This is a genomic window from Thioalkalivibrio versutus (assembly GCF_001020955.1).
Lineage (GTDB): Bacteria > Pseudomonadota > Gammaproteobacteria > Ectothiorhodospirales > Ectothiorhodospiraceae > Thioalkalivibrio > Thioalkalivibrio versutus.
This window is the reverse complement of the sequence record NZ_CP011367.1, coordinates 762995-784520: the sequence shown is the minus strand read 5'-3', so window position 1 is coordinate 784520 and position 21526 is coordinate 762995. Positions and strand designations below refer to the sequence as shown.

The 21526-nt window shown below is 64.4% G+C and carries 20 protein-coding genes and 1 tRNA gene; 2 read left to right on the top strand and 19 right to left on the bottom strand.

The window, feature by feature from the left end:
• Positions 1 to 47: 47 nt before the first annotated feature.
• Complete coding sequence (locus tag TVD_RS03725; protein ID WP_019562680.1) at positions 48 to 644, bottom strand: histidine phosphatase family protein; 597 nt, start codon at positions 642 to 644, stop codon at positions 48 to 50.
• A 162-nt stretch (positions 645 to 806) separates the two neighbouring features.
• Here TVD_RS03725 and TVD_RS03720 point away from each other — a divergent pair, with 162 nt between their 5' ends.
• On the top strand, positions 807 to 1631 hold the full coding sequence (locus TVD_RS03720) for a proteasome-type protease (RefSeq protein WP_018937946.1): 825 nt from the start codon (positions 807 to 809) through the stop codon (positions 1629 to 1631).
• A gap of 19 nt (positions 1632 to 1650) precedes the next feature.
• On the opposite strand, the gene TVD_RS03715 is transcribed toward TVD_RS03720, so the two are convergent.
• Together TVD_RS03715 and TVD_RS03710 are read right to left on the bottom strand one after the other, a co-directional pair.
• Complete coding sequence (locus TVD_RS03715) at positions 1651 to 2610, bottom strand: alpha-E domain-containing protein (protein ID WP_026313083.1); 960 nt, start codon at positions 2608 to 2610, stop codon at positions 1651 to 1653.
• 1 nt (position 2611) lies between these two features.
• Positions 2612 to 4060, bottom strand: a complete 1449-nt coding sequence (locus TVD_RS03710) for a circularly permuted type 2 ATP-grasp protein (protein ID WP_019593907.1) — start codon at positions 4058 to 4060, stop codon at positions 2612 to 2614.
• A gap of 111 nt (positions 4061 to 4171) precedes the next feature.
• Here TVD_RS03710 and TVD_RS03705 point away from each other — a divergent pair, with 111 nt between their 5' ends.
• Positions 4172 to 4450 carry a hypothetical protein gene (locus tag TVD_RS03705; RefSeq protein WP_047250834.1) on the top strand — a complete coding sequence of 93 codons (279 nt, stop codon included), beginning with the start codon at positions 4172 to 4174 and terminating at the stop codon, positions 4448 to 4450.
• Positions 4451 to 4627: 177 nt separating this feature from the next.
• On the opposite strand, the gene TVD_RS03700 is transcribed toward TVD_RS03705, so the two are convergent.
• The 16 genes from TVD_RS03700 to nuoI form a co-directional block, all read right to left on the bottom strand.
• Complete coding sequence (locus TVD_RS03700) at positions 4628 to 5245, bottom strand: class I SAM-dependent methyltransferase (protein WP_018146216.1); 618 nt, start codon at positions 5243 to 5245, stop codon at positions 4628 to 4630.
• A gap of 69 nt (positions 5246 to 5314) precedes the next feature.
• Complete coding sequence (gene pnp / locus TVD_RS03695) at positions 5315 to 7402, bottom strand: polyribonucleotide nucleotidyltransferase (protein WP_047250833.1); 2088 nt, start codon at positions 7400 to 7402, stop codon at positions 5315 to 5317.
• Between the two features lie 122 nt (positions 7403 to 7524).
• Positions 7525 to 7794 carry a 30S ribosomal protein S15 gene (rpsO, locus tag TVD_RS03690; RefSeq protein WP_018146218.1) on the bottom strand — a complete coding sequence of 90 codons (270 nt, stop codon included), beginning with the start codon at positions 7792 to 7794 and terminating at the stop codon, positions 7525 to 7527.
• Between the two features lie 114 nt (positions 7795 to 7908).
• The gene (gene truB / locus TVD_RS03685; RefSeq protein ID WP_047250832.1) at positions 7909 to 8880 is read right to left on the bottom strand and encodes a tRNA pseudouridine(55) synthase TruB; all 972 of its coding nucleotides are present in this window, start codon (positions 8878 to 8880) and stop codon (positions 7909 to 7911) included.
• Positions 8881 to 8911: 31 nt separating this feature from the next.
• Complete coding sequence (gene rbfA / locus TVD_RS03680; RefSeq protein ID WP_047250831.1) at positions 8912 to 9379, bottom strand: 30S ribosome-binding factor RbfA; 468 nt, start codon at positions 9377 to 9379, stop codon at positions 8912 to 8914.
• Complete coding sequence (gene infB / locus TVD_RS03675; RefSeq protein ID WP_019562676.1) at positions 9379 to 12141, bottom strand: translation initiation factor IF-2; 2763 nt, start codon at positions 12139 to 12141, stop codon at positions 9379 to 9381. Before infB ends, rbfA begins: the two co-directional genes overlap by 1 nt.
• 64 nt (positions 12142 to 12205) lie before the next feature.
• Entirely contained in the window at positions 12206 to 13699 is a 1494-nt protein-coding gene (nusA, locus tag TVD_RS03670; protein ID WP_018146222.1) for a transcription termination factor NusA, read from the bottom strand.
• 77 nt (positions 13700 to 13776) lie between these two features.
• Entirely contained in the window at positions 13777 to 14232 is a 456-nt protein-coding gene (gene rimP / locus TVD_RS03665; RefSeq protein ID WP_018176459.1) for a ribosome maturation factor RimP, read from the bottom strand.
• Between the two features lie 197 nt (positions 14233 to 14429).
• Positions 14430 to 14506, bottom strand: a tRNA-Met gene (locus TVD_RS03660).
• A gap of 63 nt (positions 14507 to 14569) precedes the next feature.
• Entirely contained in the window at positions 14570 to 14914 is a 345-nt protein-coding gene (locus TVD_RS03655) for a DUF2818 family protein (RefSeq protein WP_026287928.1), read from the bottom strand.
• A 3-nt stretch (positions 14915 to 14917) separates the two neighbouring features.
• Positions 14918 to 16366: an NADH-quinone oxidoreductase subunit NuoN gene (gene nuoN / locus TVD_RS03650; RefSeq protein ID WP_047250830.1), complete on the bottom strand. Its 1449-nt coding sequence runs from the start codon at positions 16364 to 16366 to the stop codon at positions 14918 to 14920.
• A 13-nt stretch (positions 16367 to 16379) separates the two neighbouring features.
• Complete coding sequence (locus tag TVD_RS03645; RefSeq protein WP_018167897.1) at positions 16380 to 17894, bottom strand: NADH-quinone oxidoreductase subunit M; 1515 nt, start codon at positions 17892 to 17894, stop codon at positions 16380 to 16382.
• A gap of 52 nt (positions 17895 to 17946) precedes the next feature.
• Positions 17947 to 19956 carry an NADH-quinone oxidoreductase subunit L gene (gene nuoL / locus TVD_RS03640; protein ID WP_047250829.1) on the bottom strand — a complete coding sequence of 670 codons (2010 nt, stop codon included), beginning with the start codon at positions 19954 to 19956 and terminating at the stop codon, positions 17947 to 17949.
• A gap of 6 nt (positions 19957 to 19962) precedes the next feature.
• Complete coding sequence (gene nuoK, locus TVD_RS03635) at positions 19963 to 20268, bottom strand: NADH-quinone oxidoreductase subunit NuoK (RefSeq protein WP_018141813.1); 306 nt, start codon at positions 20266 to 20268, stop codon at positions 19963 to 19965.
• 89 nt (positions 20269 to 20357) lie between these two features.
• The gene (locus TVD_RS03630; protein ID WP_047250828.1) at positions 20358 to 21014 is read right to left on the bottom strand and encodes an NADH-quinone oxidoreductase subunit J; all 657 of its coding nucleotides are present in this window, start codon (positions 21012 to 21014) and stop codon (positions 20358 to 20360) included.
• 15 nt (positions 21015 to 21029) lie between these two features.
• Positions 21030 to 21518 carry an NADH-quinone oxidoreductase subunit NuoI gene (nuoI, locus tag TVD_RS03625; protein WP_018146229.1) on the bottom strand — a complete coding sequence of 163 codons (489 nt, stop codon included), beginning with the start codon at positions 21516 to 21518 and terminating at the stop codon, positions 21030 to 21032.
• Positions 21519 to 21526 lie beyond the last annotated feature (8 nt).

Sequence of the window (21526 nt, the reverse complement as noted above, 5' to 3'; positions counted from 1 at the left end):
GCGGTACCCGGCACCCACCGGGCCCGCGCCTCACAGTCTCCCGGGGCTCAGTCGAAGTCGTCGGGCGTCAGCACCCCGAGTACCCGGGGCGAGTCGCTGCCGGGCTCGAACACGGCGATTTCACCCTCGTCGATGCGAACCCGGGCGGCCTGCTGAAGATTGATGTTGTGGCCCACGATCACCACGTTCTTCCCGGCATCCCCCGGCGCCGTTACCAGATAGCGCCGCAATGCATCGACCAGCTCCCGCTGGCGCTGACGGTCACGCACTGGCGGCACGTTGAACAGGTCGTCACGGACCTCCCAGGAATCCTCGCCGAAGGCGATCCGGGCGCTGTCGACATTGCGGCAGAAGGGCGAGCTCAGGATGCGCTCGACCGGGATCGCGTGGCGTTCGAAGCCCTCGCCCACCTGACGCGCCTGCTCGTGCCCGCGGTCGTCGAGATTGCGCTGCCCCTCGCAACGGCTCATGTCGGCCAGGTCGGTGTCCCGCTGGCTGCGGTCGGTGGCCGCATGCCGCCAGTAGATCACCAGCCCACCCGCCTGCATGCGCTCGATCAGCGCATCCGGGGCCAGTGTGTCGGCGCTCGCGATTACGGGGGAAAATCCAAGGATGATCAGGAACAAGAACCAGCGCCGAAGCATCGGGACCTCCAGTAAGAAAGGGGTTCAACGAAGCAAGAGACCGTCACCCAAGGGCATCGGTTCGATGCATGTTCTGGGCGCAACCATCGGCCCGGCGCGTTGACGCCCCCCGACCCCAGCCCTAGTATGCCGTCACCCCCTTGCCCGGAAACCCGCGTCCCCATGACCTATTGTGTCGCCATCGATCTGGACGACGGTCTCGTCTTCGCCTCCGACTCCCGCACCAATGCCGGCGTCGACCAGGTCAGCACCTACAGCAAGATGCACACCTTCGAGATCGAGGGTCAGCGGGTCTTTGTGGTCCTCGCTGCCGGGAACCTCGCCACCACACAATCCGTGGTACAGCAGCTCAAACGGGACATGGAAGAAGGTGCCGACGAGAGCCTGGCCACCGTGGAGCGCATGTCGGATGCGGCCGACTATCTGGGCCGGCTCAACCGCGAAGAGGCGGAAAAGCACTCCGAGGCACTGTCCCGCTCCGGCATCAAGGCCGAGGCCACGCTGATCATCGGCGGCCAGATCGGCCAGGACGCGCCGGCGATCTTCATGGTTTACCCGCAGGGCAACTACATCACCACCTCGCAGCAGACACGCTTCTTGCAGATCGGCGAGAGCAAATACGGCAAGCCGATTCTGGACCGCATCATCGACCCGACCACCCCGCTGGGCGATGCCGCGCGCTGTGCCCTGGTCTCCATCGACTCGACGATCCGTTCGAACCTGACCGTGGGGCCACCGATCGAGGTGATGGTCTATGAGCGCGGCACCCTGACCTTCGACCATTACCTGTGCCTGGAGACGGACGACGACTATCTGCGGTCGCTCACCCAGGCCTGGGACATGAACATCAAGAAGGCCTTCACCGACCTGCCGCGCTTCGACTGGGAATCCGCCCACGAACGCAAGCAGCGCGGGACGCGCGTCAGCCGCGGCTCCGGCAAGACGGCGGGGTCTTCCTCGGCCAAGACGAAAAAGCCGCGGCGCTGAACACCGCAGCGCGGCGAATCTACGCCGCCTGAGTCTGCACCTGCGCCGGCGAGGCCAGGAACCAGGTCTCGGCGTTCGCGCCGTGAATATCTCCGATATCCCGCTGCAGCACGTCGATGAAGGCGTGCAGGGCCTCTTCCTTGATCAATTCGTCCACGTGGGCATCGGCCGCGTGACGGCGCCCCTGGATCACCAGGCGCAGGGGCAGTTCGTTGTTCGGCAGTTTTTCCAGCGCGTCCTGTACCTGGGTCAGGGCGTGGGTAACCGACCGCGGGAAGGCGGTGTCCTGCAACAGGTAGCGCACCACATCCACGCCGTTGATGCGCCGCTTCACATGCTGACGATACATCTGGAAGCCGCTCTCCGAACGCAGGATGCTGGTCCACAGCAGTCCCTCGTAGGGCCCCGGGTCCTCACCATCCTTCTTCAGGTGGCGCAGTGCGCCAACGTCGATCTGCCGCGTCCCCATGTCGGCCCGCTCCAGGTTGCGCCCCAGGCGGATAAAGTCGTAGGCGGCATCGTGGCTCATGGTTCCGGCCAGCAGCCCGGTCAGGGTCTGGCAGCGCTGGATCACGTCCGAGAGGAATTCGAAACGCCCGCGCTTGCCGATACCCTGATCGATATGGTCGCGCGCGAACAGATAGAGTTCGTTCATCACCTCCCAGGCCTCGGAGGGCACCAGATCGCGCGTGGTGCGAACGTTCTCGCGCGCGGCGCGCAGGGAGTTGAGGATGGAGCTGGGGTTATCGGCATCGGCCAGCAGGAACTTCACGCAGTTTCGTTCATCTTCGCGCTGGTAGTGGTTGTCGAACAGGGCCTCGTTACCGGTGACGTCCACCAGCCCCTTCCAGGACAGCTGGACCGATTTCGGCATGTCCAGCGCTAGCAGATTGAAGGCCATGACCATGCGCGCCGTGTTCTCGGCACGCTCAACGTAGCGCGCCATCCAGTACACGCGTTCTGCGACTCTCGAGAGCATCTTAGTTCTCCTCGTCCACGATCCAGGTGTCCTTGCTGCCCCCGCCCTGCGAGGAGTTCACCACCAGCGAGCCCTTGCGCATCGCCACGCGGGTCAGCCCGCCGGCGGTCACGTCGGTGCGCACCCCCTGCAGGACGAACGGGCGCAGATCCAGGTGCCGCGGTTCGATCTCGTCACCGCACAGCGTCGGGGCCACCGAAAGGTCCAGCGTCGGCTGGGCGATGTAGTTGCGCGGGTCCTTCTTGATCAGCTGCGCGAACTCGGCACGTTGCTTCTTGGTTGCGTGCGGGCCGACCAGCATGCCGTAGCCACCGGACTCGTTGGCCGGCTTCACCACCAGCTCGTCGAGGTGATCCAGCACGTAGGCACGATCCTTCTCGTTGACGCAGAGATAGGTCGGCACGTTGGGGATGATCGGTTCCTGATCCAGGTAATAGCGGATGATGTCCGGCACAAAGGCATACATCACCTTGTCGTCGGCCACGCCCGCGCCCGGCGCGTTGGCGAGCCCCACGTTGCCCTGGCGCCATGCGCGCATCAGCCCGGGCACGCCCAGCATCGAATCCGGGTTGAAGACCTCCGGATCCAGGAACTCGTCGTCGATGCGCCGGTAGATGACGTCGACGCGCTCCAGACCATCGATGGTGCGCATATAGACGCAGTCGTCGTCGCCGACCACCAGATCCGCGCCCTCCACCAGCTCCGCGCCCATGCGCTGGGCGAGGAAGGAGTGTTCGAAGTAGGCCGAGTTGTAGATCCCCGGCGTCAGCACCGCGATCTCCGGGTAATCCTGCGGGCGCGGCGAGATCGAGGCGAGCATGTCGAACAGCTGGGTGGGATATTCATCCACCGGCAGGATGCTGGAATTTTCGAACAGCTCCGGGAACACCCGCTTGGTAACTTGCCGGTTTTCCAGCATGTACGACACGCCGGAAGGCACGCGGAGGTTGTCCTCCAGCACGTAGAACTGCCCCGAGCCGTCGCGCACCAGGTCCGAGCCGCAGATGTGTGCCCACACGCCCTGCGGCGGCTTGATACCAACACACTGTTCGCGGAAGTTCTTCGACTGATTCAGGACATAGCGCGGAATCACCTTGTCCTGGAAGATCCGCTGCTCGTTGTAGATATCGTCGATGAACAGGTTCAGGGCATTCAGGCGCTGCTCGAGGCCGGCCGTGACCTGATCCCATTCCTTGCGCGCAATGACCCGCGGGATGATGTCGAACGGCCAGGCGCGGTCGATGTTCTCGCCTTCGGTGTAGACCGTGAAGCTGATGCCCATCTCGAGAATCGCGCTGTCCGCGGCCTGCTTGCGGCTGTGGATCTCGCCCTCGTCCAGCGAGGCCAGGTATTCCGCGAGTGCCCGAGCCGGAGCGCGCGGCTGGCCAGGTTTCTCGATCAGTTCGTCGTAAAACGGGGCGGAATCGTAATGCTTCCAGTCGATGGCCATTCGTCGGGTCCTCTGACGCGGGGATGGTGTTGTTCTACAGTAACGTCTTTTCGCGCTAGCCGACGTTTCTGCCTACAGCGTTTCGTCCGGCCCGCCCCGACCGAGGTTCCCATGTCCGACGCACTCGAACAGCGCCTGATCGAACTCTACCGCCACCCGAAGATCCAGGGGTGCAACTGGCAACCACGGTTGTTCTGGCATGCGGCCGCAGACGGCACACCCTTCGGCAGCTTGCGGGTGGACGGGCGGGAACTGGAGGTATTCCTGGCAACAATCCTGGGGGAACCTTCAACGGAACAGGCCGAGCTGGATGCCGAGCGGGACGGCCGCGGGCAGTTTCTCGCCGCCAATGCGCGGCGCCACGAGCTGCCGTTGTTCACCCGCCGCTGACCGACCATGGTGTTGTCTCAAGCACCGTCATTGCGAGGAACGAAGCGACGAAGCAACCTCCGTCCGTAACCCCTGCGTTTCGTTCGGATCGGTCCCGGGGCCGCCCATGGAGGTCGCCACGTCGCTGCGCTCCTCGCGATGACGGTGCGCATGGCTGAGCCCTGCGAAGACGAACGTTCAGACAGGCTTGCGGAATTCGACCTGTTTCCAGTAGCCGAACAGGCTGGCCGGGGCGACCATGCAGGGCTCCTGCCCGGTCACGCGCACGAAGTCCTCGTATTCCATGTCCGGCCGGAACCCAACGGCCTTCGACAGCGGCCGCAGGCAGCGCTCGACGCCGCGCAACAACCATTGCTGCGAGGCAAAGTGGTTGACCACCAGCAAGCGTCCCCCGGGGCGGCAGACTCGCCACATCTCGGCGAACAGGGCATCGGGGTTGGGTACAACGGTGGCCACATACATCGCGACCACCGCATCAAAGCTATTGTCGGCGAAGCCGAGCTGTTCGGCATCCATCTCGCACAGGCCGGATACCGCCGGCAGACCGCCGTTCAGGCGCCCACGCGCAACCTCCAGCATCTCGCGGGAAACATCGATCCCGACCACCTCGCAGTCATCCGGGTAATCCGGCAGCGAGATCCCGGTGCCGACCCCGACTTCCAGGATGCGCTTGCCCGAGACCGGCGCCAGGGTCTCCCGCGCACTGGCGCGCCCGGTCGCGAACACTCGACCGAAGGTGGCGTCGTAGTGGCGAGCGTAGCGCCGGTAACTTTTGCGAATACTGACGAGGTCCATGCCCACGCGTCCCGAATCTGAATGGCCGGGCGCCGGAAAAAACAGCGCCCGTGATCGAAGCGAGTCCGATCAGGACTCGGGTTCGACCGCCTTCATGCTCAGACGGATGCGGCCCTGCTTGTCCACTTCCAGGACCCGCACCGTCACCGAATCCCCTTCCGAGAGGAAATCGCCGACGCTCTCGACACGTTCGTCGGAGATCTGCGAGATGTGGACCAGACCGTCACGGCCCGGCAGGATCGAGACGAACGCCCCGAAGTCCATGATCTTCGCCACCTTCCCGGTGTACTGGCGCCCGACCTCGATATCCGCGGTCAGCTCTTCGATACGGCGCTTGGCCTCGAGGCCCGCCGCCTGATCGGTGGAGGCGACCTTCACCGTCCCGTCGTCCTGGATGTCGATCGTCGCGCCGGTCTCTTCGGTCAGTGCGCGAATGGTCGCCCCGCCCTTGCCGATCACGTCGCGGATCTTGTCCGGGTTGATCTTCATGGTGATGAAGCGCGGCGCGTGCGAGGACATCTCGTCACGATGATGCGGCAGCACTTCGTTCATGCATCCGAGGATATGCATGCGGCCTTCACGGGCCTGGGCCAGCGCCCGCTCCATGATCTCGCGGGTGATCCCGTCGATCTTGATGTCCATCTGCAACGCCGTCACGCCGTCGTTGGTGCCGGCCACCTTGAAGTCCATGTCCCCCAGATGGTCCTCGTCGCCGAGGATGTCGGAGAGCACGGCGAAGCGATCGCCTTCCTTGATCAGGCCCATCGCAATACCTGCAACCGGAGCCTTCAGCGGCACGCCGGCATCCATCAGCGCCAGCGAGGTACCGCAGACAGAGGCCATGGAGCTGGACCCATTGGATTCGGTGATCTCGGAGACCACGCGAAGCACATAGGGGAAGTCCGCCTCGTTCGGCATCACCGCCTGCACGCCACGCTTGGCGAGGCGCCCGTGGCCGATCTCGCGGCGCTTGGGTGACCCGACAAAGCCGGTTTCGCCGGTGCAGTAAGGCGGGAAGTTGTAGTGCAGCATGAAACGGTCGCGGCGCTCGCCTTCCAGGGCGTCGATGATCTGGGCATCGCGATCGGTGCCGAGGGTGGCCACCACCATTGCCTGCGTCTCGCCCCGGGTAAACACGGCGGAGCCGTGCGCGCGCGGCAGCACGCCCGTATCCACGTGGATCGGGCGTACCGTCTTGGTGTCGCGGCCGTCGATGCGCGGGTTTCCGTCGAGGATACGATCACGGACCAGGCGGTACTCCAGGTCGTGGAAGGCCGTCTTCACGTCATCCAGGCTGGGCCCGGACTCGTCTTCACGGACCAGGGCCTCCACGGCCTTGCCGCGCAGTTCGCCAATGCGCTGCGTGCGCGCCTGCTTCTCGGCGATCTGGTACGCCTCCACCAGTTCTTCGCCGACCACCCCCTGGATCTGCTCCTCGAGCGATTCGAGCGACGCCGCCGGCTGCCATTCCCACGCGGGCTTGCCGGCCTCGGCCGCCAGTTCCTTGATCGCCTGGATCGCGGCCTGCATCTGCTCGTGGCCGTACATCACCGCACCCAGCATCACCTCTTCGGAGAGCTGGTTGGCCTCGGATTCGACCATCAACACGGCGTTCTCGGTGCCCGCCACGACGAGATCAAGGTCGGAATCCGCCAGGGCGCTGTAGGTCGGGTTCAGCAGGTACTCACCGGCGCGGTAACCGACTCGCGCGGCGCCAATCGGCCCGGCGAAGGGCACGCCGGAGAGCGCCAGCGCGGCCGAGGTCCCGAGCATCGCAGGGATATCGGGATCCACCTCGGGGTTGATCGACATTACCGTCGCGACCACCTGGGTCTCGTTCTTGAAGCCTTCCGGGAACAGCGGACGGATCGGTCGGTCGATCAGGCGACAAGTCAGGGTTTCCTTCTCGCTCGGACGCCCCTCGCGCTTGAAGAATCCACCCGGGATCTTGCCGGCCGCGTAGGTGCGTTCCTGGTAGTTCACGGTCAGGGGGAAGAAGTCTCGGCCCGGGTCGGCTTCCTTGCGAGCCACCACGGTGACCAGCACCACGGTCTCGGCCATATTGACGATGACGGCGCCACTGGCCTGACGAGCGATGTCACCGGTTTCGAAGGTGACCGTATGGTTTCCGTACTGGAATGACTTCTTGTATGCCACGTTATTTCCCGTTTCCCGTGTTCTTGCGACTTTGATGCCTGAATTCTGGCTCTCGCGACCCATTGGTGCGGGCCCGAAAGCGAACGGGCCCGCACCAATGGCGCGGGCCCGTCATGCCGGCCTTAGCGGCGCAGCCCAAGCTCCTGAACCAGGGCCTGATAGCGCTCCTGGTCATGACGCTTGAGATAGGTCAGCAACTTGCGGCGCGTGCTGACCATCTTCAACAGGCCGCGGCGCGAGTGATGATCCTGCTTGTGCTTGTCGAAGTGCCCCATCAGATGCTGGATGCGGGCCGTCAGCAGCGCGACCTGGACTTCCGGCGAACCGGTGTCGTTGGGATCGCGCTTGTGCTTCTCGACGATGGCCGATTTTTCTTCGGTGGTGAGCGACATGAAAACCTGACTCCTGAAAAATTTCTAAACCGTTAACCGACCAGTGGCGCTGGCGATAGGCGGGCAATGGTAGCACGACGCACGACGACGTGAACAGAAAGAGACCGGGCACGCTCAGGCCGGCGCGTGCGCCGCCGGCACGAACAAACGCCGCGCCCGGATCTGCCCGTCGGGGTCGCGAACACCGACCGCCAGGAAGCGGCCACCATCATCAAAAATCCGCACCAGGGGCCAGCCAGTATCCCCTTCGTACGGCGCATCCGCCCCCCCTGGGGTCTGCCCGACCACGGCGGTCGGCGCGGCCGGGTTGCCATGGCGCATGGCGGCGCTGGCGGCGGCGTCGAGCGTGACCGACGGCCAGTGCGCCAGCGCCGCCTCCGCCGGTTGCAGCAAGGCCTCGATGGCGGCGACCCCGCCCGCTTCGAAGGCCGCCTCAATGGAATCCAGCGAGACCATCGCGGCGGCGTCGAAGTGGCCGTGCCCGACCCGGTGCAACGTATCCACCGCCGCTCCACAACCGAGCGCATGCCCGATGTCGGCAACCAGCGAACGGATATAGGTCCCCTTGGAGCAATGCACCGTCAAACGCAGGCCGTCCGCCGCGATCTGCTCGATCTCCAGGGAATGGATCTGCACCGGACGCGGGGGGCGGTCCACCTCCACCCCCTGACGCGCGAGCTCATACAGGCGCTTGCCCTGATGCTTTAGGGCCGAGACCATTGGCGGGACCTGCGCCTGGTCGCCACTGAACCGCCGCTCCAGCTCGCGCAGGGTGGCCGGCTCGATGGGCGGCACCGCCGCCTCGCGGATCACTGCGCCATCGAGGTCCGCGCTGTCCGTCTCCACCCCCAGGCGCGCCTCGGCGACATAGCGCTTGTCCGCATCCAGCAGCCAGCCGGAGACCTTGGTGGCCTGCCCGAAGCACAACGGCAAAAGGCCCGTCGCCCGCGGGTCCAGTGCCCCGGTATGACCGGCCTTCTTCGCCTGCAACAGATACTTGACCCGGCCCAGCGCCTGGTTGGAGCTGCGCCCCCGCGGCTTGTCCAGCAACAGGATGCCGTCGACCTCGCGCCGCTTGCTCGCCATGGATGAACCGCCCGGCCGCAAACGCCCGGGCTCAGGCCCCGCGTTCCGGTCCTTCGTCCGGATCGCGTCGCTCGTCGGAGCTACCGTCATCTGCCGCGCCGTCCCCATCCGGGGCCTCGGAATCGTCCGCATGATGCGCCCGATCCTCGGCCAGCGCCTGGTTGATCAGTGACGACAGGTGCGCGCCGCGCTCCGGCGTATCGTCATAGATGAAGCGCAATTGCGGCACCGAGCGCAGACGCATGCGCTGCCCCAGGGCCCGGCGCAGAAAACCGGCGGCGCTGTTCAAGCCCTTCTGCGCCTCCTGACCCTTCTCGGCCCCGCCGAGCTGGGTGAAATACACTCGGGCATACGCCAGATCGCGCGACACCTCGACCCCGGCCAGCGTGATCATGCCGACCCGCGGGTCCTTGACCTCCATGCGGATGAGCTCGGCCAGCTCGCGCTGGATCTGCTCCCCGACTCGGTCGGAACGATGGAAGTCGCGGTTACCGGGCATCAGAGCGTCCGGGCCACCTCGACGCGCTGGAAGACCTCGATCTGGTCACCCGCCTTCACGTCGTTGTAGTTCTTCACCGCGATACCACATTCGGTACCGGCCTTGACCTCGTTCACATCGTCCTTGAAGCGACGCAGGCTCTCCAGCTCGCCCTCGTAGATTACGACGTTGTCGCGCAGCACGCGGATCGGGTTGCCCCGCTTGACCGCGCCCTCCATCACCAGACAGCCGGCCACCTGACCAAAGCCCGAGGCCTTGAACACGTCGCGCACCTGCGCCAGGCCGACGATCTCTTCGCGGATCTCGGCCGACAGCAGACCGGACAGCGCCTGCTTCACGTCGTCGATCGCCTCGTAGATCACCGAGTAGTAGCGCACGTCGATCTCGTTCTCCGCCGCGAGGCGCTTCGCGCCCGCATCGGCACGCACGTTGAACGCGATCACGATCGCCTCGGAGGCCATCGCCAGGTTCATGTCGGACTCGGAGATCCCGCCCACGCCGGCGGAGACCACCTTCACGCGGACCTCGTCGGTGGACAGCTTGATCAGCGACTCGCGCAGGGCCTCGGCCGAGCCCTGCACATCCGCCTTGATCAGGATGTTCACGGTCGCGATCTGGCCGTCCTGCATCTGGTTGAAGATGTTCTCCAGCTTCGACGCCTGCTGCGCGGCCAGCTTGCGCTCGCGTTGCTTGGTGTCGCGATGTTCTGCGACCTCGCGGGCCGTCTTGTCATCGGCCACCACCAGCACCTCGTCGCCAGCGTCCGGCACCCCGGACAGGCCCAGGACCTCGACCGGCATCGACGGGCCGACTTCCTTCACGGCCGTGCCGGTATCGTCGAACATCGCCCGCACGCGGCCGTATTCCTTGCCCGAGAGCACGATGTCGCCGTGCTTGAGCTTGCCGGACTGGACCAGAATGGTCGCCACCGGACCACGGCCTTTCTCCAGGCGCGATTCGATGACCACACCACGCGCCGGACCCTCGTCCGGGGCCTTCAGCTCCATCACCTCGGCCTGCAGCCCCAGGGACTCCAGCAGATCGTCGATCCCCTGGCCGGTATGGGCGGAGACCTGAATGAACTGGGTATCGCCGCCCCAGGACTCGGGGATTACCTCGTGCTGGGCCAGTTCGTTCATGACCCGATCCGGTTCGGCCTCGGGCTTGTCGACCTTGTTGACCGCCACGACCATCGGCACGCCCGCAGCCTTCGCATGCTGGATCGCCTCAATGGTTTGCGGCATCACGCCGTCATCCGCCGCAACCACCAGGATCACAATGTCGGTGGATTGGGCGCCGCGGGCACGCATCGCGGTAAACGCGGCATGCCCCGGCGTATCCAGGAAGGTCACGCCATCGTGATTGTTCTTCACGTGGTAGGCGCCGATGTGCTGGGTAATCCCGCCTGCCTCGCCAGAGGCGACCTTCTCCTTGCGGATATAGTCCAGCAGCGAGGTCTTCCCGTGGTCGACGTGACCCATCACGGTCACCACCGGCGGCCGCGGACGGGCCTCGGCATTCTGCTCGAGACCGGTATCGATCTCGTCTTCGACCGAGGTTTCCTTCGCGGCGATCGGGTTATGCCCCATCTCCTCGACCACCAGCATCGCGGTGTCCTGATCAATCGACTGATTGATGGTCGCCATCACGCCCATGCCCATCAGGGCCTTGATCAGCTGCGGCGCCTTGATCGCCATCGCCTGGGCCAAGTCGGCCACGGTAATGGTTTCCGGCACCTCGACATCCCGCACCACCGGCGCGGTCGGCTTGGCAAAGCCGTGCTTGCTGGTCACGGCCTGAGCCGCTGCGGACTGGGCCTTGCGGCTCTCGCCCTTCTTGCGGCGACCGCGGCGGTCCCCGGCGACATGCAGCTCCTTGCGCTCGTCCTTGCGGCCACCCTTGCGGGCGCCCTTGCCGGCCTTGGCATCGGCTGCCGGGGCAGCCGCCGGAGCGGCCTGCCGCGCTGCGGCTTCGCGCTCCAACCGTGTCTGTTCTTCCTTCTCGCGCTTGGCCTCCTGGGCCTCGAGCTCTTTCGCCCGGCGCTTCTGGCGTTCTTCGCGTTCAACGGCTTCCTGCTTGCGCGCGTCGGACGCCTTGCGCTGGGCTTCGCGCTCGGCCTCCACCTGCAGCGCCAGCTGCTCGGTACGGCTGAGTGCACGCTTCGGCTTCTCGGGCACGGGCTCCGGTTCGGCAGCGGGCTCCTCGACCGGGGCCTCTTCGGCCACCTCGGGCTCCGGCTCGGCCGGGGTCTCGACAACCGGCTCTTCGGCCTTGGGCTCCTCGACCGGCACCTCTTCGGCGACCGGGGTCTCGTCCTCGACCGGGGCCTCGGGGGCCGTCTCTTCCGCCGGGTCGGCGGCACGGACTTCTTCCGGGGCCTCGGGCGCCGGGGCCTGTTGCTCTTCGGCCACCGGGGCCTCTTCCACCGGGGCCTCGGGCTGCGCCTCGGCGGGCTTGGGCTTCAGGGTCCGCTTCTTGCGCACCTCGACGTTAACCGTCTTGGAGCGCCCCTGGCCGGAGCTGACCTTGAGGGTCTGCGCCTGGGTCCGGCGCTTCAGGGTCACGCGCCCTGCGTCGCCCTCGCCATGCGCCTGACGGAGGTGATCGAGCAGCTTGCGCTTTTCGGCATCGGTGATCGCCGCTTCCGGACCATCGACCTCGACGCCCGCCTCCTTGAGCTGAACCATGAGGCGGTCAACCGGTGTTCCCACCGATTCCGCGAATTGCTGCACTGTCATTTGCGCCATGGCGCCTACCTCCATTCCAGATTCTTTTCAGGCCAACCGACAGCCTGTGATACGCGTCCGCGAGACGAGCGACCGGGGCTTACTCCCCGGTTTCGAACCACGGGGCGCGCGCCGTCATAATCAGCGCCGACGCCTCTTCCGTATCCAGGCCGGTCATCTCGACCACGTCGTCGGATGCCTGCTCCGCCAGGTCCTCCATGGTGCACACGCCATGTGACGCCAGCTTGTTCGCCAGCGCCGGGCTCATGCCTTCCATGCCGAGGAGATCCTCCGCGGGCTGATAGCCATCGCCACCCTCGGCCGCGATGGCCTTGGTCAGGAGCGCGTCGCTCGCACGATTGCGCAGCTCCTCGACCATGGCCTCGTCGAACTCCTCGATCGCCAGCAGTTCTGCCTCTTCCACATAGGCCACTTCGTCCAGGGTCGTAAAGCCTTCCTGAACCAGGATGCTGGCGACTTCCTCGTCGACATCCAGGGCCTCCATGAAGAACGCGACCAACTGCTGGGCCTCGGCGTCGCTCTTTTCGGCGGCCTGTTCCTCGGTCATCACGTTCAGTTCCCAGCCGGTCAGCTGGGAGGCCAGGCGGATGTTCTGGCCGCCACGGCCGATGGCCAGCGACAGCTTGTCTTCCTCGACCGCGATATCCATCGACTGCTTGTCCTCGTCGACCACGATCGACAGGACCTCCGCCGGCGACATCGCATTGATCACGAACTGAGCCGGATTCTCGTCCCAGACAATGATGTCGATGCGCTCGCCGGCCAGCTCGTTGGACACCGACTGCACACGCGAGCCGCGCATGCCGACGCAGGCGCCGACCGGATCCAGACGCGGGTCGTTGGAGCGCACCGCAATCTTGGCGCGCATACCCGGGTCACGGGCCGCGCCCATGATGTCGATAATGTTCTGGCCGACCTCGGGCACCTCGAGCTTGAACAGCTCCATCAGGAACTCCGGCGCGGTTCGGCTGAGGATCAACTGCGGACCACGAGCCTCGGGGCGGATCTCCTTGAGATAGCCGCGCAGCCGGTCATTGGTACGCACGGTCTCGCGCGGGATCATGTGTTCGCGCGGGATCAGGGCCTCGGCGTTGCTCCCGAGGTCCACATAGGTGCCATTGCGATCCGTACGCTTGACGATCCCCATGACCAGCGTGCCAACGCGATCCTGGTACTCCGCGACGACCTTGGCCCGCTCGGCCTCGCGCACTTTCTGCACGATGACCTGCTTCGCGGCCTGGGCCGCAATGCGACCGAAGTCCACGGCCTCGACCGGCTCCTCGATCACGTCGCCGACCTGGGCATCCGGATTCTTCTGCTGGGCATAGGACAGCAGCGTCTGGTATTCCGGGGATTCGAACTCGGGGTCCTCGTCGTCCACCACGGTCCAGCGCCGGAAGGCCTCGTAATCACCCTCCTCGCGGTCGATGCTCACGCGCACGTCCATCTTGCCGCCGTGGTACTTGCGGGTCGCCATCGCCAGGGCCGATTCCAGGGCTTCGAAGATGATGTCCTTCTCCACTCCCTTCTCGTTCGCCACGGCATCAGCGACCAGCAGGATCTCCTTGTTCATGTCTTGCCTCTCCGCACTCGGCAGTTGCCTGCCGATTCAACAAAAAGCGTAGCAGCGCCCTGGACTACAGCTATTTTTTATAGCTGCTCAAGGACACGCGCGTTGTGGATCGCGGCCAGCGGCAGCTCGTAGGCCATGCCGTCCACTTCCACCTCGATCATCGGATCTTCCACCGACAGCAGTACGCCACGGAAATTGCGGCGGTCATGCTCCGGCCATGCCAGACGCACCTTCACCGGATGACCGATGTAGCTCCGGAACTGCTCGGGGGTAAACAGAGGGCGTTCGATACCGGGGCTGGACACCTCCAGGGTGTAGTTCCCCTTCAGAGCCTCCTCGACCTCGATGACCGCACCGGCCTGATCGCTGACGCGCGCGCAATCGTCCACCGTGACGCCATTCTCGCCATCGATATAGATCCGCACGACAGGCGGCGTGGAACCGGAGTGATACTCCAGCCCCCACAGCTGCATGCCTTCCCCCTCGACAACCGGGGTCAGCAGTGTTTTCAGTTGTTCAGCCTTCTGCGACAAGGGCGTCTCGATCGACTCCGTCCCTTTGGCGGGACCCGGAAACAAAAAAAGGGCGCCGAACGCCCCTCGTACACCTCTCCAGATGACAGCAACACCTTGGGTGCTGCGAGGCGCGCGGGAGCGCGGCCCAAGGGCGATTCACCACACCGGGCGAAGACCCTTAACAAAAAGGCCCCGTACGGGGCCTCTCTGACAATTGGTAGCGGGGGCAGGATTTGAACCTGCGACCTTCGGGTTATGAGCCCGACGAGCTGCCAGACTGCTCCACCCCGCATCCGAGACGCAGAACTATACCAAAGCGGCGACCCGCCCCGCAAGGGCTGTCGCCGATTATTTACTACCGTGCCCGGCGCTGGCCAGCCCGCAGGTGTGGACGCAGGTCGTAGCGCCAGATGTATCCGGGCAGGGCAAACATCGCGAACAGCGACAGGGTGATCACGTAGAACTCCCAACCCTGCGGATGGATACCGCCGGTCGCCTGGAACTCCAGCCCCTTCCCGATGGCGCCGATCACGATATACAGCACCAGCCATTCGCCAATGCGGGTCCACGGCCCCTTGATGCCACTCTCCGGCACCACCATCAGGCCGATACGATCACTGAGCCAGGGCAGGTTGGCGCTGATAAACGCCACCACCACAAACCCCCAGACTAGAACATCAAACGGAATCCACTGTGTCACGAGTTACCCGATAATTGCGTAGTGGGTTAAAGACAGCAGCAGACCCGGGAAAATTCCCAACAGCAGCACCGCAAGCCCATTAATGCTAAGCGCAGCGGCCAGCGCACCGGACGGCTGGACCGGCTCCTCGGCACCTTCCTGGGGGTCGTCGAAGAACATCATCTTGACCACACGCAGGTAGTAGAAGGCGCCAATGATCGAGAAGATCACCGCGACGATCGCCAGCCAGACCAGTTCCGCGCCCACGGCGGCCTGGATCACCGCCAGCTTGGCGTAGAAGCCGACCGTCGGCGGTACACCGGCCATGGAGAACAACAGGAGCAGCATGATGAACGCAAACCAGGGGTTGCGCTTGGCGAGCCCCTTGAAGTCATCGATCTGGTCCGCTTCGTACCCCTTGCGGGACAGGAACACGATCATCCCGAAACCACCGGCGGCCGTGATCGCGTAGACGATCACGTAGAACATGGCCGAGGCGTACCCGCTGTCGGTGCCCGCCAGGATCCCCATGAACAGGAACCCGATATGGGCAATGGTCGAATAGGCCAGCATGCGCTTGATGCTGGTCTGGGCAATCGCGATCACGTTGCCCACTGCGAGCGACAGGACCGCGAGGATAATCAGCATGCCCTGCCAGTCGGCGTGCAGTGGGCCCATCCCTTCCACCAGCAGCCGCATCAGGAAGGCAAAAGCCGCAATCTTCGGCGCCGTGGCGATGAACAGCGTGACCGCGGTGGGGGCACCGTCGTAGACGTCCGGGACCCACATATGGAACGGCACCGCCCCCAGCTTGAACGCGATGGCGACCACCAGGAACACCAGACCGAAGACCAGCGGGACGTTCATGCTCTCGTCCGCAGCCACCAATTCGGCGGCAATCACCGCGATATCCAGCGAACCGGTCATGCCATAGATCATGGACATGCCGTAGAGCAGCAAACCGGATGCCAGAGCGCCCAGTACGAAGTACTTCATGGCCGCCTCGGTGGCGCGCGAGTTGTCGCGCCAGAACGCGACCAGCGCGTAGGACGACAGGGACAGCAACTCCAGGCCCAGGTACAGGGTCAGCAGGTTGTGCCCCGAGATCATGATCATCATGCCGAGCACCGCGAACAGGCCCAGCACGTAGAACTCGCCCTTGTGGATACCGCGCTCCATCAGGTACGGACGGGCATACAGGAAGACCAGGAAGCTGGTCACGTACACCGCCACCTTCAGGATGTCGGCCATCGGGTCCTTCACGAAGGTATCCGAGAAGGTCAGGACTGTCTCCGGGCCCATCATCCACAGTGTCAGGCCCGCCGCCGCGACCAGGGTCGCCTGCACCAGGCCGTAGGTGATATCGCGCCGCGAATCCGGCAGGAACGCGTCGATCACCAGGATCAGGCACGCCATCCCGAGCACGAACATCTCGGGCACGGCGGGGAGGAAATTGGGGATCTCGAAATTCATGTCAGGCGCCCCTTCAGAGCTTCGACTGCGCGATATGCGCCACGAGGTGGTCGATGGTCGCGTTCATCACATCCAGCAGCGGGGCCGGCCATACGCCCAGAAGCAGCGTGAAGAAGGCCAGCACGCCCATCAGGAAGAACTCGCGGCGATTCATGTCGGAAAGACCGGCCACGTTCTCGTTGGCCACCGCGCCGAAGATCACGCGCTTGACCAGCCACAGGGTGTAGCCAGCGGCCAGGATCAGGGTGGTCGCGGCGAGGAAGGCGATCCAGAAATCCGCCTTGAACGCGGCCAGGATGACCATGAACTCGCCGACGAACCCGGACGTGCCCGGCAGGCCGGTGTTGGCCATGGCGAACAGCACGAAGAACGCGGCGAACCACGGCATGGTGTTCACCACGCCGCCGTAATCGGCGATCTGCCGGCTGTGCAGGCGGTCGTACAGCACCCCCACCGCGAGGAACATCGCCGCCGAGATGAAGCCATGCGAGATCATCTGCACCATGCCGCCGGCGATACCCAGCGAGGCGCCTTCCCAGTCACCGGTGTTGGAGTAGATGTAGAAGGCGAGGAAGAAGCCCAGGGTCACGAAGCCCATGTGCGCGATCGACGAATACGCGATCAGCTTCTTCATGTCGCTCTGGATCAGCGCCACCAGACCGATGTAGACGATCGCGATCAGCGACAGCACGATCATCATGGTGTCGAGCACGGCGCTGGCATCCGGGGTGATCGGCAGCGAGAAGCGCAGGAAGCCATAGCCCCCGATCTTCAGCATGATCGCCGCCAGGATCACCGAGCCGCCAGTGGGCGCCTCCACGTGGGCATCCGGCAGCCAGGTATGCACCGGGAACATCGGGATCTTCACCGCGAACGCCATGAAGAACGCGAGGAAGATCAGGATCTGCGCGGTCAGGCCGATCTGCAGGGCATGGAAATCCTGGATCAGGAAGCTGCCGGACTGGATGTACATCCAGATCAGCGCGACCAGCATGAACACCGAACCGAGGAAGGTGTAGAGGAAGAACTTGAGGGTGGCGTAGACGCGCCGCGGACCGCCCCAGATCCCGATCACCAGGAACATCGGGATCAGCATCGCCTCGAAGAACACGTAGAACAGCACCGCATCCATCGATGCGAACATGCCGATCATCAGGCCTTCCATCACCAGCATCGCGGCCATGTAGTAGGCGATACGGTCCTTCACCGATTCCCACGCGGCAACCACCACGACCACGGTGATCAGCGTGGTCAGCAGGATCAGCGGCATGGAGATGCCGTCCACACCCAGGTGGTAGTTCACGTTGAACGCCGGGATCCAGGAGGCCAGCTCCTGGAATTGCATCTCGGCGGTCCCCCGCTCGAACACGAACCAGAGCGGCAGGCTGACGACAAAGGTCGCTACGGCCACCGCGAGCCCGAGCCGACGCGCCACATGGGGCGCGTCGCGCCCGGCGGCGAGCACCAGGAAGCCACCGAGAATCGGCAGCCAGATCAACAGACTCAAGATAGGCCAGTCAGCAAACATGGTCGTTCCTTGAAACAGCGATGGGCTTCGAGCGCATGGGTGTCGAAGCCGCTCAGATCACGAAGGCGAACATCAGGACCAGCAGGCCGATGATCATCACGAACGCGTAGTGGTAGAGGAAGCCGGACTGCATGTGGCGGACACGCGACGAGATCCAGCCGATCGAGCGCGCCGTGCCATTGACCAGCAAGCCGTCGATGATCAGCGCATCACCATAGCGCCACAGCGCCCGCCCGAGACGCACCGACCCGCCGGCAAAGAACCAGTCGTTGAAGCGGTCGAAGCCGTACTTGTCCTCGAGGATGCGCACCCCGAGCTTCAGGCGCTCGGCGATCAACGCCGGCAGTTCCGGGCGCTTCATGTACAGGTACCAGGCGGTCGCCAGGCCGGCCATTGCCAGCCAGAACGCCGGCAGCATCAGACCGTGCAGTACAAAGCCGATGACCCCGGTGTAGGTCTCGCCCTTGGTCGCCAGCACATCCTGCTCCGGCAACACGAACAGGCTGTTGGCGAAGAAGTCACCAAACAACATCGGACCGATGAAGTAGCCAGCCACGACCGACGGGATCGCCAGCAGGATCAGCGGCACGGTCACCACCCACGGCGACTCCTTCGGCTGCAACGGACCGTGGTGGTGGTCATCGCCATGCTCATCGTCGTGTTCGTCACCGTGGTCCGGCATGTACTTGTGTGCCTGGTCATAGCGCTCCTCGCCATGGAACACCATGAAGAACATGCGGAAGGTATATAGCGCGGTGACGAACACCCCGGCCAGCACCAGCCAGTAGGCGAACGTGGCCCCCGGGGTTTCGGAATAGCCCACCGCCTCGATGATCGCGTCCTTGGAGAAGAACCCGGAGAAGAACGGGAAGCCGATCAACGCCAGGGACCCGATGAGCGCCGTCACGTAGGTGATCGGCATGTACCGACGCAGGCCGCCCATCGCGCGCATGTCCTGCAGGTGGTGCATGGCGATGATCACCGAGCCGGCTGCCAGAAACAGCAGCGCCTTGAAGAAGGCGTGGGTCATCAGATGGAACAGCCCCGCGGCGTACGCCGACGCACCCAGAGCCACGGTCATGTAACCCAGCTGGGACAACGTCGAATAGGCGACCACGCGCTTGATGTCGTTCTGCACCAGACCGATCAGGCCCATGAAGAACGCAGTGATCGCGCCGATGATGAGAATGAACGACAGCGCCGCGACCGAGAACTCGTACAGCGGGGACATGCGCGCGACCATGAAGATGCCCGCGGTCACCATGGTGGCCGCGTGGATCAGCGCGGAGATCGGCGTCGGGCCTTCCATGGAGTCCGGCAGCCAGACGTGCAGCGGCACCTGCGCGGATTTCCCCATCGCACCGATGAACAGGAAGATCAGGGCCAGGTCCAGCAGGCCGAAGGTCCAGCCCGGCCAGATGGTGATCGTGGCCTCGCTCATCGCCTGGCCTTCGGCGAACACCTCGGTGTAGTTGAGGCTGCCGGTATAGAACACCAGCGCGGCGATGCCGATCAGGAAACCGAAGTCCCCGACGCGGTTCACGATGAACGCCTTCATGTTCGCGTAGGTCGCGGTCGGGCGCTTGTACCAGAAGCCAATCAGCAGATAGGAGACCAGCCCCACGGCCTCCCAGCCGAAGAACAGCTGCATGAAGTTGTTCGCCATCACCAGCATCAGCATGGAGAAGGTGAACAACGAGATGTACGCAAAGAAGCGCTGATAACCCGGATCGTCCTTCATGTACCCGATGGTGTAGATGTGCACCATCAGGGAGACGAAGGTGACCACGAGCATCATCATCACGGTCAGGTTGTCGACCAGGAACCCGACTTCGAACTGGATGCCGTCCGACACCAGCCAGGTGTAGAGGGTCTCGTTGTAGACCCCGGCATCCCCGAAGACATGCGCCCAGAAGACCACCACAGACAGGATGAACGACACCGCCACCCCCAGGATGGTGACGGTGTGCGCCCCGGCACGGCCAATCTGGCGACCGAACAGGCCGGCGGCGATCGCGCCGAACAGCGGCGCCAGAACAATGAGTAGATAGATCGTATCCATGGCCGTTTATCCCTTCATTGCATCCATGTCCTGGACGTTGATGGTTCCGCGATTACGGAACAGCAACACCAGGATGGCGAGGCCGATGGCCGCCTCGGCCGCGGCGACGGTCAGGATGAAGAACACGAACACCTGGCCCGCGAGGTCCTGCAGGAAGAACGAGAAGGCAATGAAGTTGATGTTCACCGCGAGCATCATCAGCTCGATGCACATCAACAGCACGATCACGTTTTTCCGGTTCAGGAAGATCCCGGCCACGCTAATGGAAAACAAAAGCGCGGCCAGCACCAGGTAGTGCTCTAGCGTAATCATGTTCTAGCCCTGAGTTCTTTCGGGGACGTTGGCCGCCCCCGGTGTCCGGGTCCCGGCGCGCGGCCGGGATGCCTGTGTACTCGGTGTGCCTACTTCGAACCGTCGTCCCTGCCCGGGGCCTTCGCCCCGGACCCCTGCGCACCCCGGCGCGGGGCTTCTTTCTTCTCCGACGGCATGGCGACCATGCGCACCCGCCCTTCGCGGGAGACCGCCATCTGCTTGCCCGGGTCGATCGACTTGTTGTCCGGCCGCTTGCGCATGGTCAGCGAGATCGCGGCGATGATCGCGACCAGCAGGATGACCGCGGCGATCTCGAACGGGTAGACGTACTCGGTGTACAGGATCGCGCCCAGGGCCTCGGTGTTGGCGTACTCGGGGCCGGCGCGCTCGGGGGCGTCCATGGTGATGTAGCGGGTAATCACCAGCACCAGCACGGTGGCCATGGCCAGCGCGACCACGATCCCCGCCGGCAGATACTCGGCGAAGCCCTCGCGCAGTTTGGCGAGGTTGATGTCCAGCATCATCACCACGAACAGGAACAGCACCATGACCGCGCCGACGTACACCAGCACCAGGACGATGCCCAGGAACTCGGCCTCCGCCATGACCCACAATGCCGCGGCGGCAACAAAGCAAAGCACCAGGAACAGCGCCGCATGCACCGGGTTGCGCACGCTGATCATCGCCAGCGCACCTCCCAGCAGCATCGCACCGAACAGGTAGAAAAGGACAAGCTCGAAGGTCATGAGGCGTTCCCTGCGTTACCGGTAGGGGGCGTCGACCGCGCGGGCCTGCGCGATCTCTTTCTCGAAGCGGTCACCAATGGCCAGGAGCTTGTCCTTGGTCATGATCTGCTCGCCCCGGTTCTCGAAGTGGTACTCGAACAGGTGCGTCTCGACGATGGAATCCACCGGACAGGCCTCTTCGCAGAAGCCGCAGAAGATGCACTTGAACAGGTCAATGTCGTAGCGCGTGGTCCGCCGCGTGCCGTCGTCGCGCTCCTCGGAGTCGATGGTGATCGCCAGCGCCGGGCACACCGCCTCGCACAGCTTGCAGGCGATGCAGCGCTCTTCGCCGTTGGGATAACGGCGCAGGGCGTGCAGCCCGCGGAAGCGCGGCGACATCGGCGTCTTCTCGTCCGGGTATTGCACGGTGAACTTGCGGCTCAACAGGTAACGCCCGGTCAGGCGCAGCCCCAGCAGCAGCTCGAAGAACAGGAAACTCTTGAAGAAACGGCGCACGGCTTTCATCACGATCT

Excerpts from the sequence above, each read along its gene's own strand:
- TVD_RS03705 (WP_047250834.1), top strand. The coding sequence starts at position 4,172 with ATGTCCGACGCACTCGAACAGCGCCTGATCGAACTCTACCGCCACCCG.
- nuoI (WP_018146229.1), bottom strand. The coding sequence starts at position 21,518 with ATGAAAGCCGTGCGCCGTTTCTTCAAGAGTTTCCTGTTCTTCGAGCTG.
- TVD_RS03715 (WP_026313083.1), bottom strand. The coding sequence starts at position 2,610 with ATGCTCTCGAGAGTCGCAGAACGCGTGTACTGGATGGCGCGCTACGTT.
- TVD_RS03630 (WP_047250828.1), bottom strand. The coding sequence starts at position 21,014 with ATGACCTTCGAGCTTGTCCTTTTCTACCTGTTCGGTGCGATGCTGCTG.
- nuoN (WP_047250830.1), bottom strand. The coding sequence starts at position 16,366 with ATGAATTTCGAGATCCCCAATTTCCTCCCCGCCGTGCCCGAGATGTTC.
- rpsO (WP_018146218.1), bottom strand. The coding sequence starts at position 7,794 with ATGTCGCTCACCACCGAAGAAAAATCGGCCATCGTCGAGAAGCACAAG.
- rbfA (WP_047250831.1), bottom strand. The coding sequence starts at position 9,379 with ATGCCCGGTAACCGCGACTTCCATCGTTCCGACCGAGTCGGGGAGCAG.
- nusA (WP_018146222.1), bottom strand. The coding sequence starts at position 13,699 with ATGAACAAGGAGATCCTGCTGGTCGCTGATGCCGTGGCGAACGAGAAG.
- nuoL (WP_047250829.1), bottom strand. The coding sequence starts at position 19,956 with ATGGATACGATCTATCTACTCATTGTTCTGGCGCCGCTGTTCGGCGCG.
- infB (WP_019562676.1), bottom strand. The coding sequence starts at position 12,141 with ATGGAGGTAGGCGCCATGGCGCAAATGACAGTGCAGCAATTCGCGGAA.
- nuoK (WP_018141813.1), bottom strand. The coding sequence starts at position 20,268 with ATGATTACGCTAGAGCACTACCTGGTGCTGGCCGCGCTTTTGTTTTCC.
- TVD_RS03700 (WP_018146216.1), bottom strand. The coding sequence starts at position 5,245 with ATGGACCTCGTCAGTATTCGCAAAAGTTACCGGCGCTACGCTCGCCAC.
- truB (WP_047250832.1), bottom strand. The coding sequence starts at position 8,880 with ATGGCGAGCAAGCGGCGCGAGGTCGACGGCATCCTGTTGCTGGACAAG.
- TVD_RS03645 (WP_018167897.1), bottom strand. The coding sequence starts at position 17,894 with ATGTTTGCTGACTGGCCTATCTTGAGTCTGTTGATCTGGCTGCCGATT.
- TVD_RS03725 (WP_019562680.1), bottom strand. The coding sequence starts at position 644 with ATGCTTCGGCGCTGGTTCTTGTTCCTGATCATCCTTGGATTTTCCCCC.
- TVD_RS03720 (WP_018937946.1), top strand. The coding sequence starts at position 807 with ATGACCTATTGTGTCGCCATCGATCTGGACGACGGTCTCGTCTTCGCC.
- TVD_RS03710 (WP_019593907.1), bottom strand. The coding sequence starts at position 4,060 with ATGGCCATCGACTGGAAGCATTACGATTCCGCCCCGTTTTACGACGAA.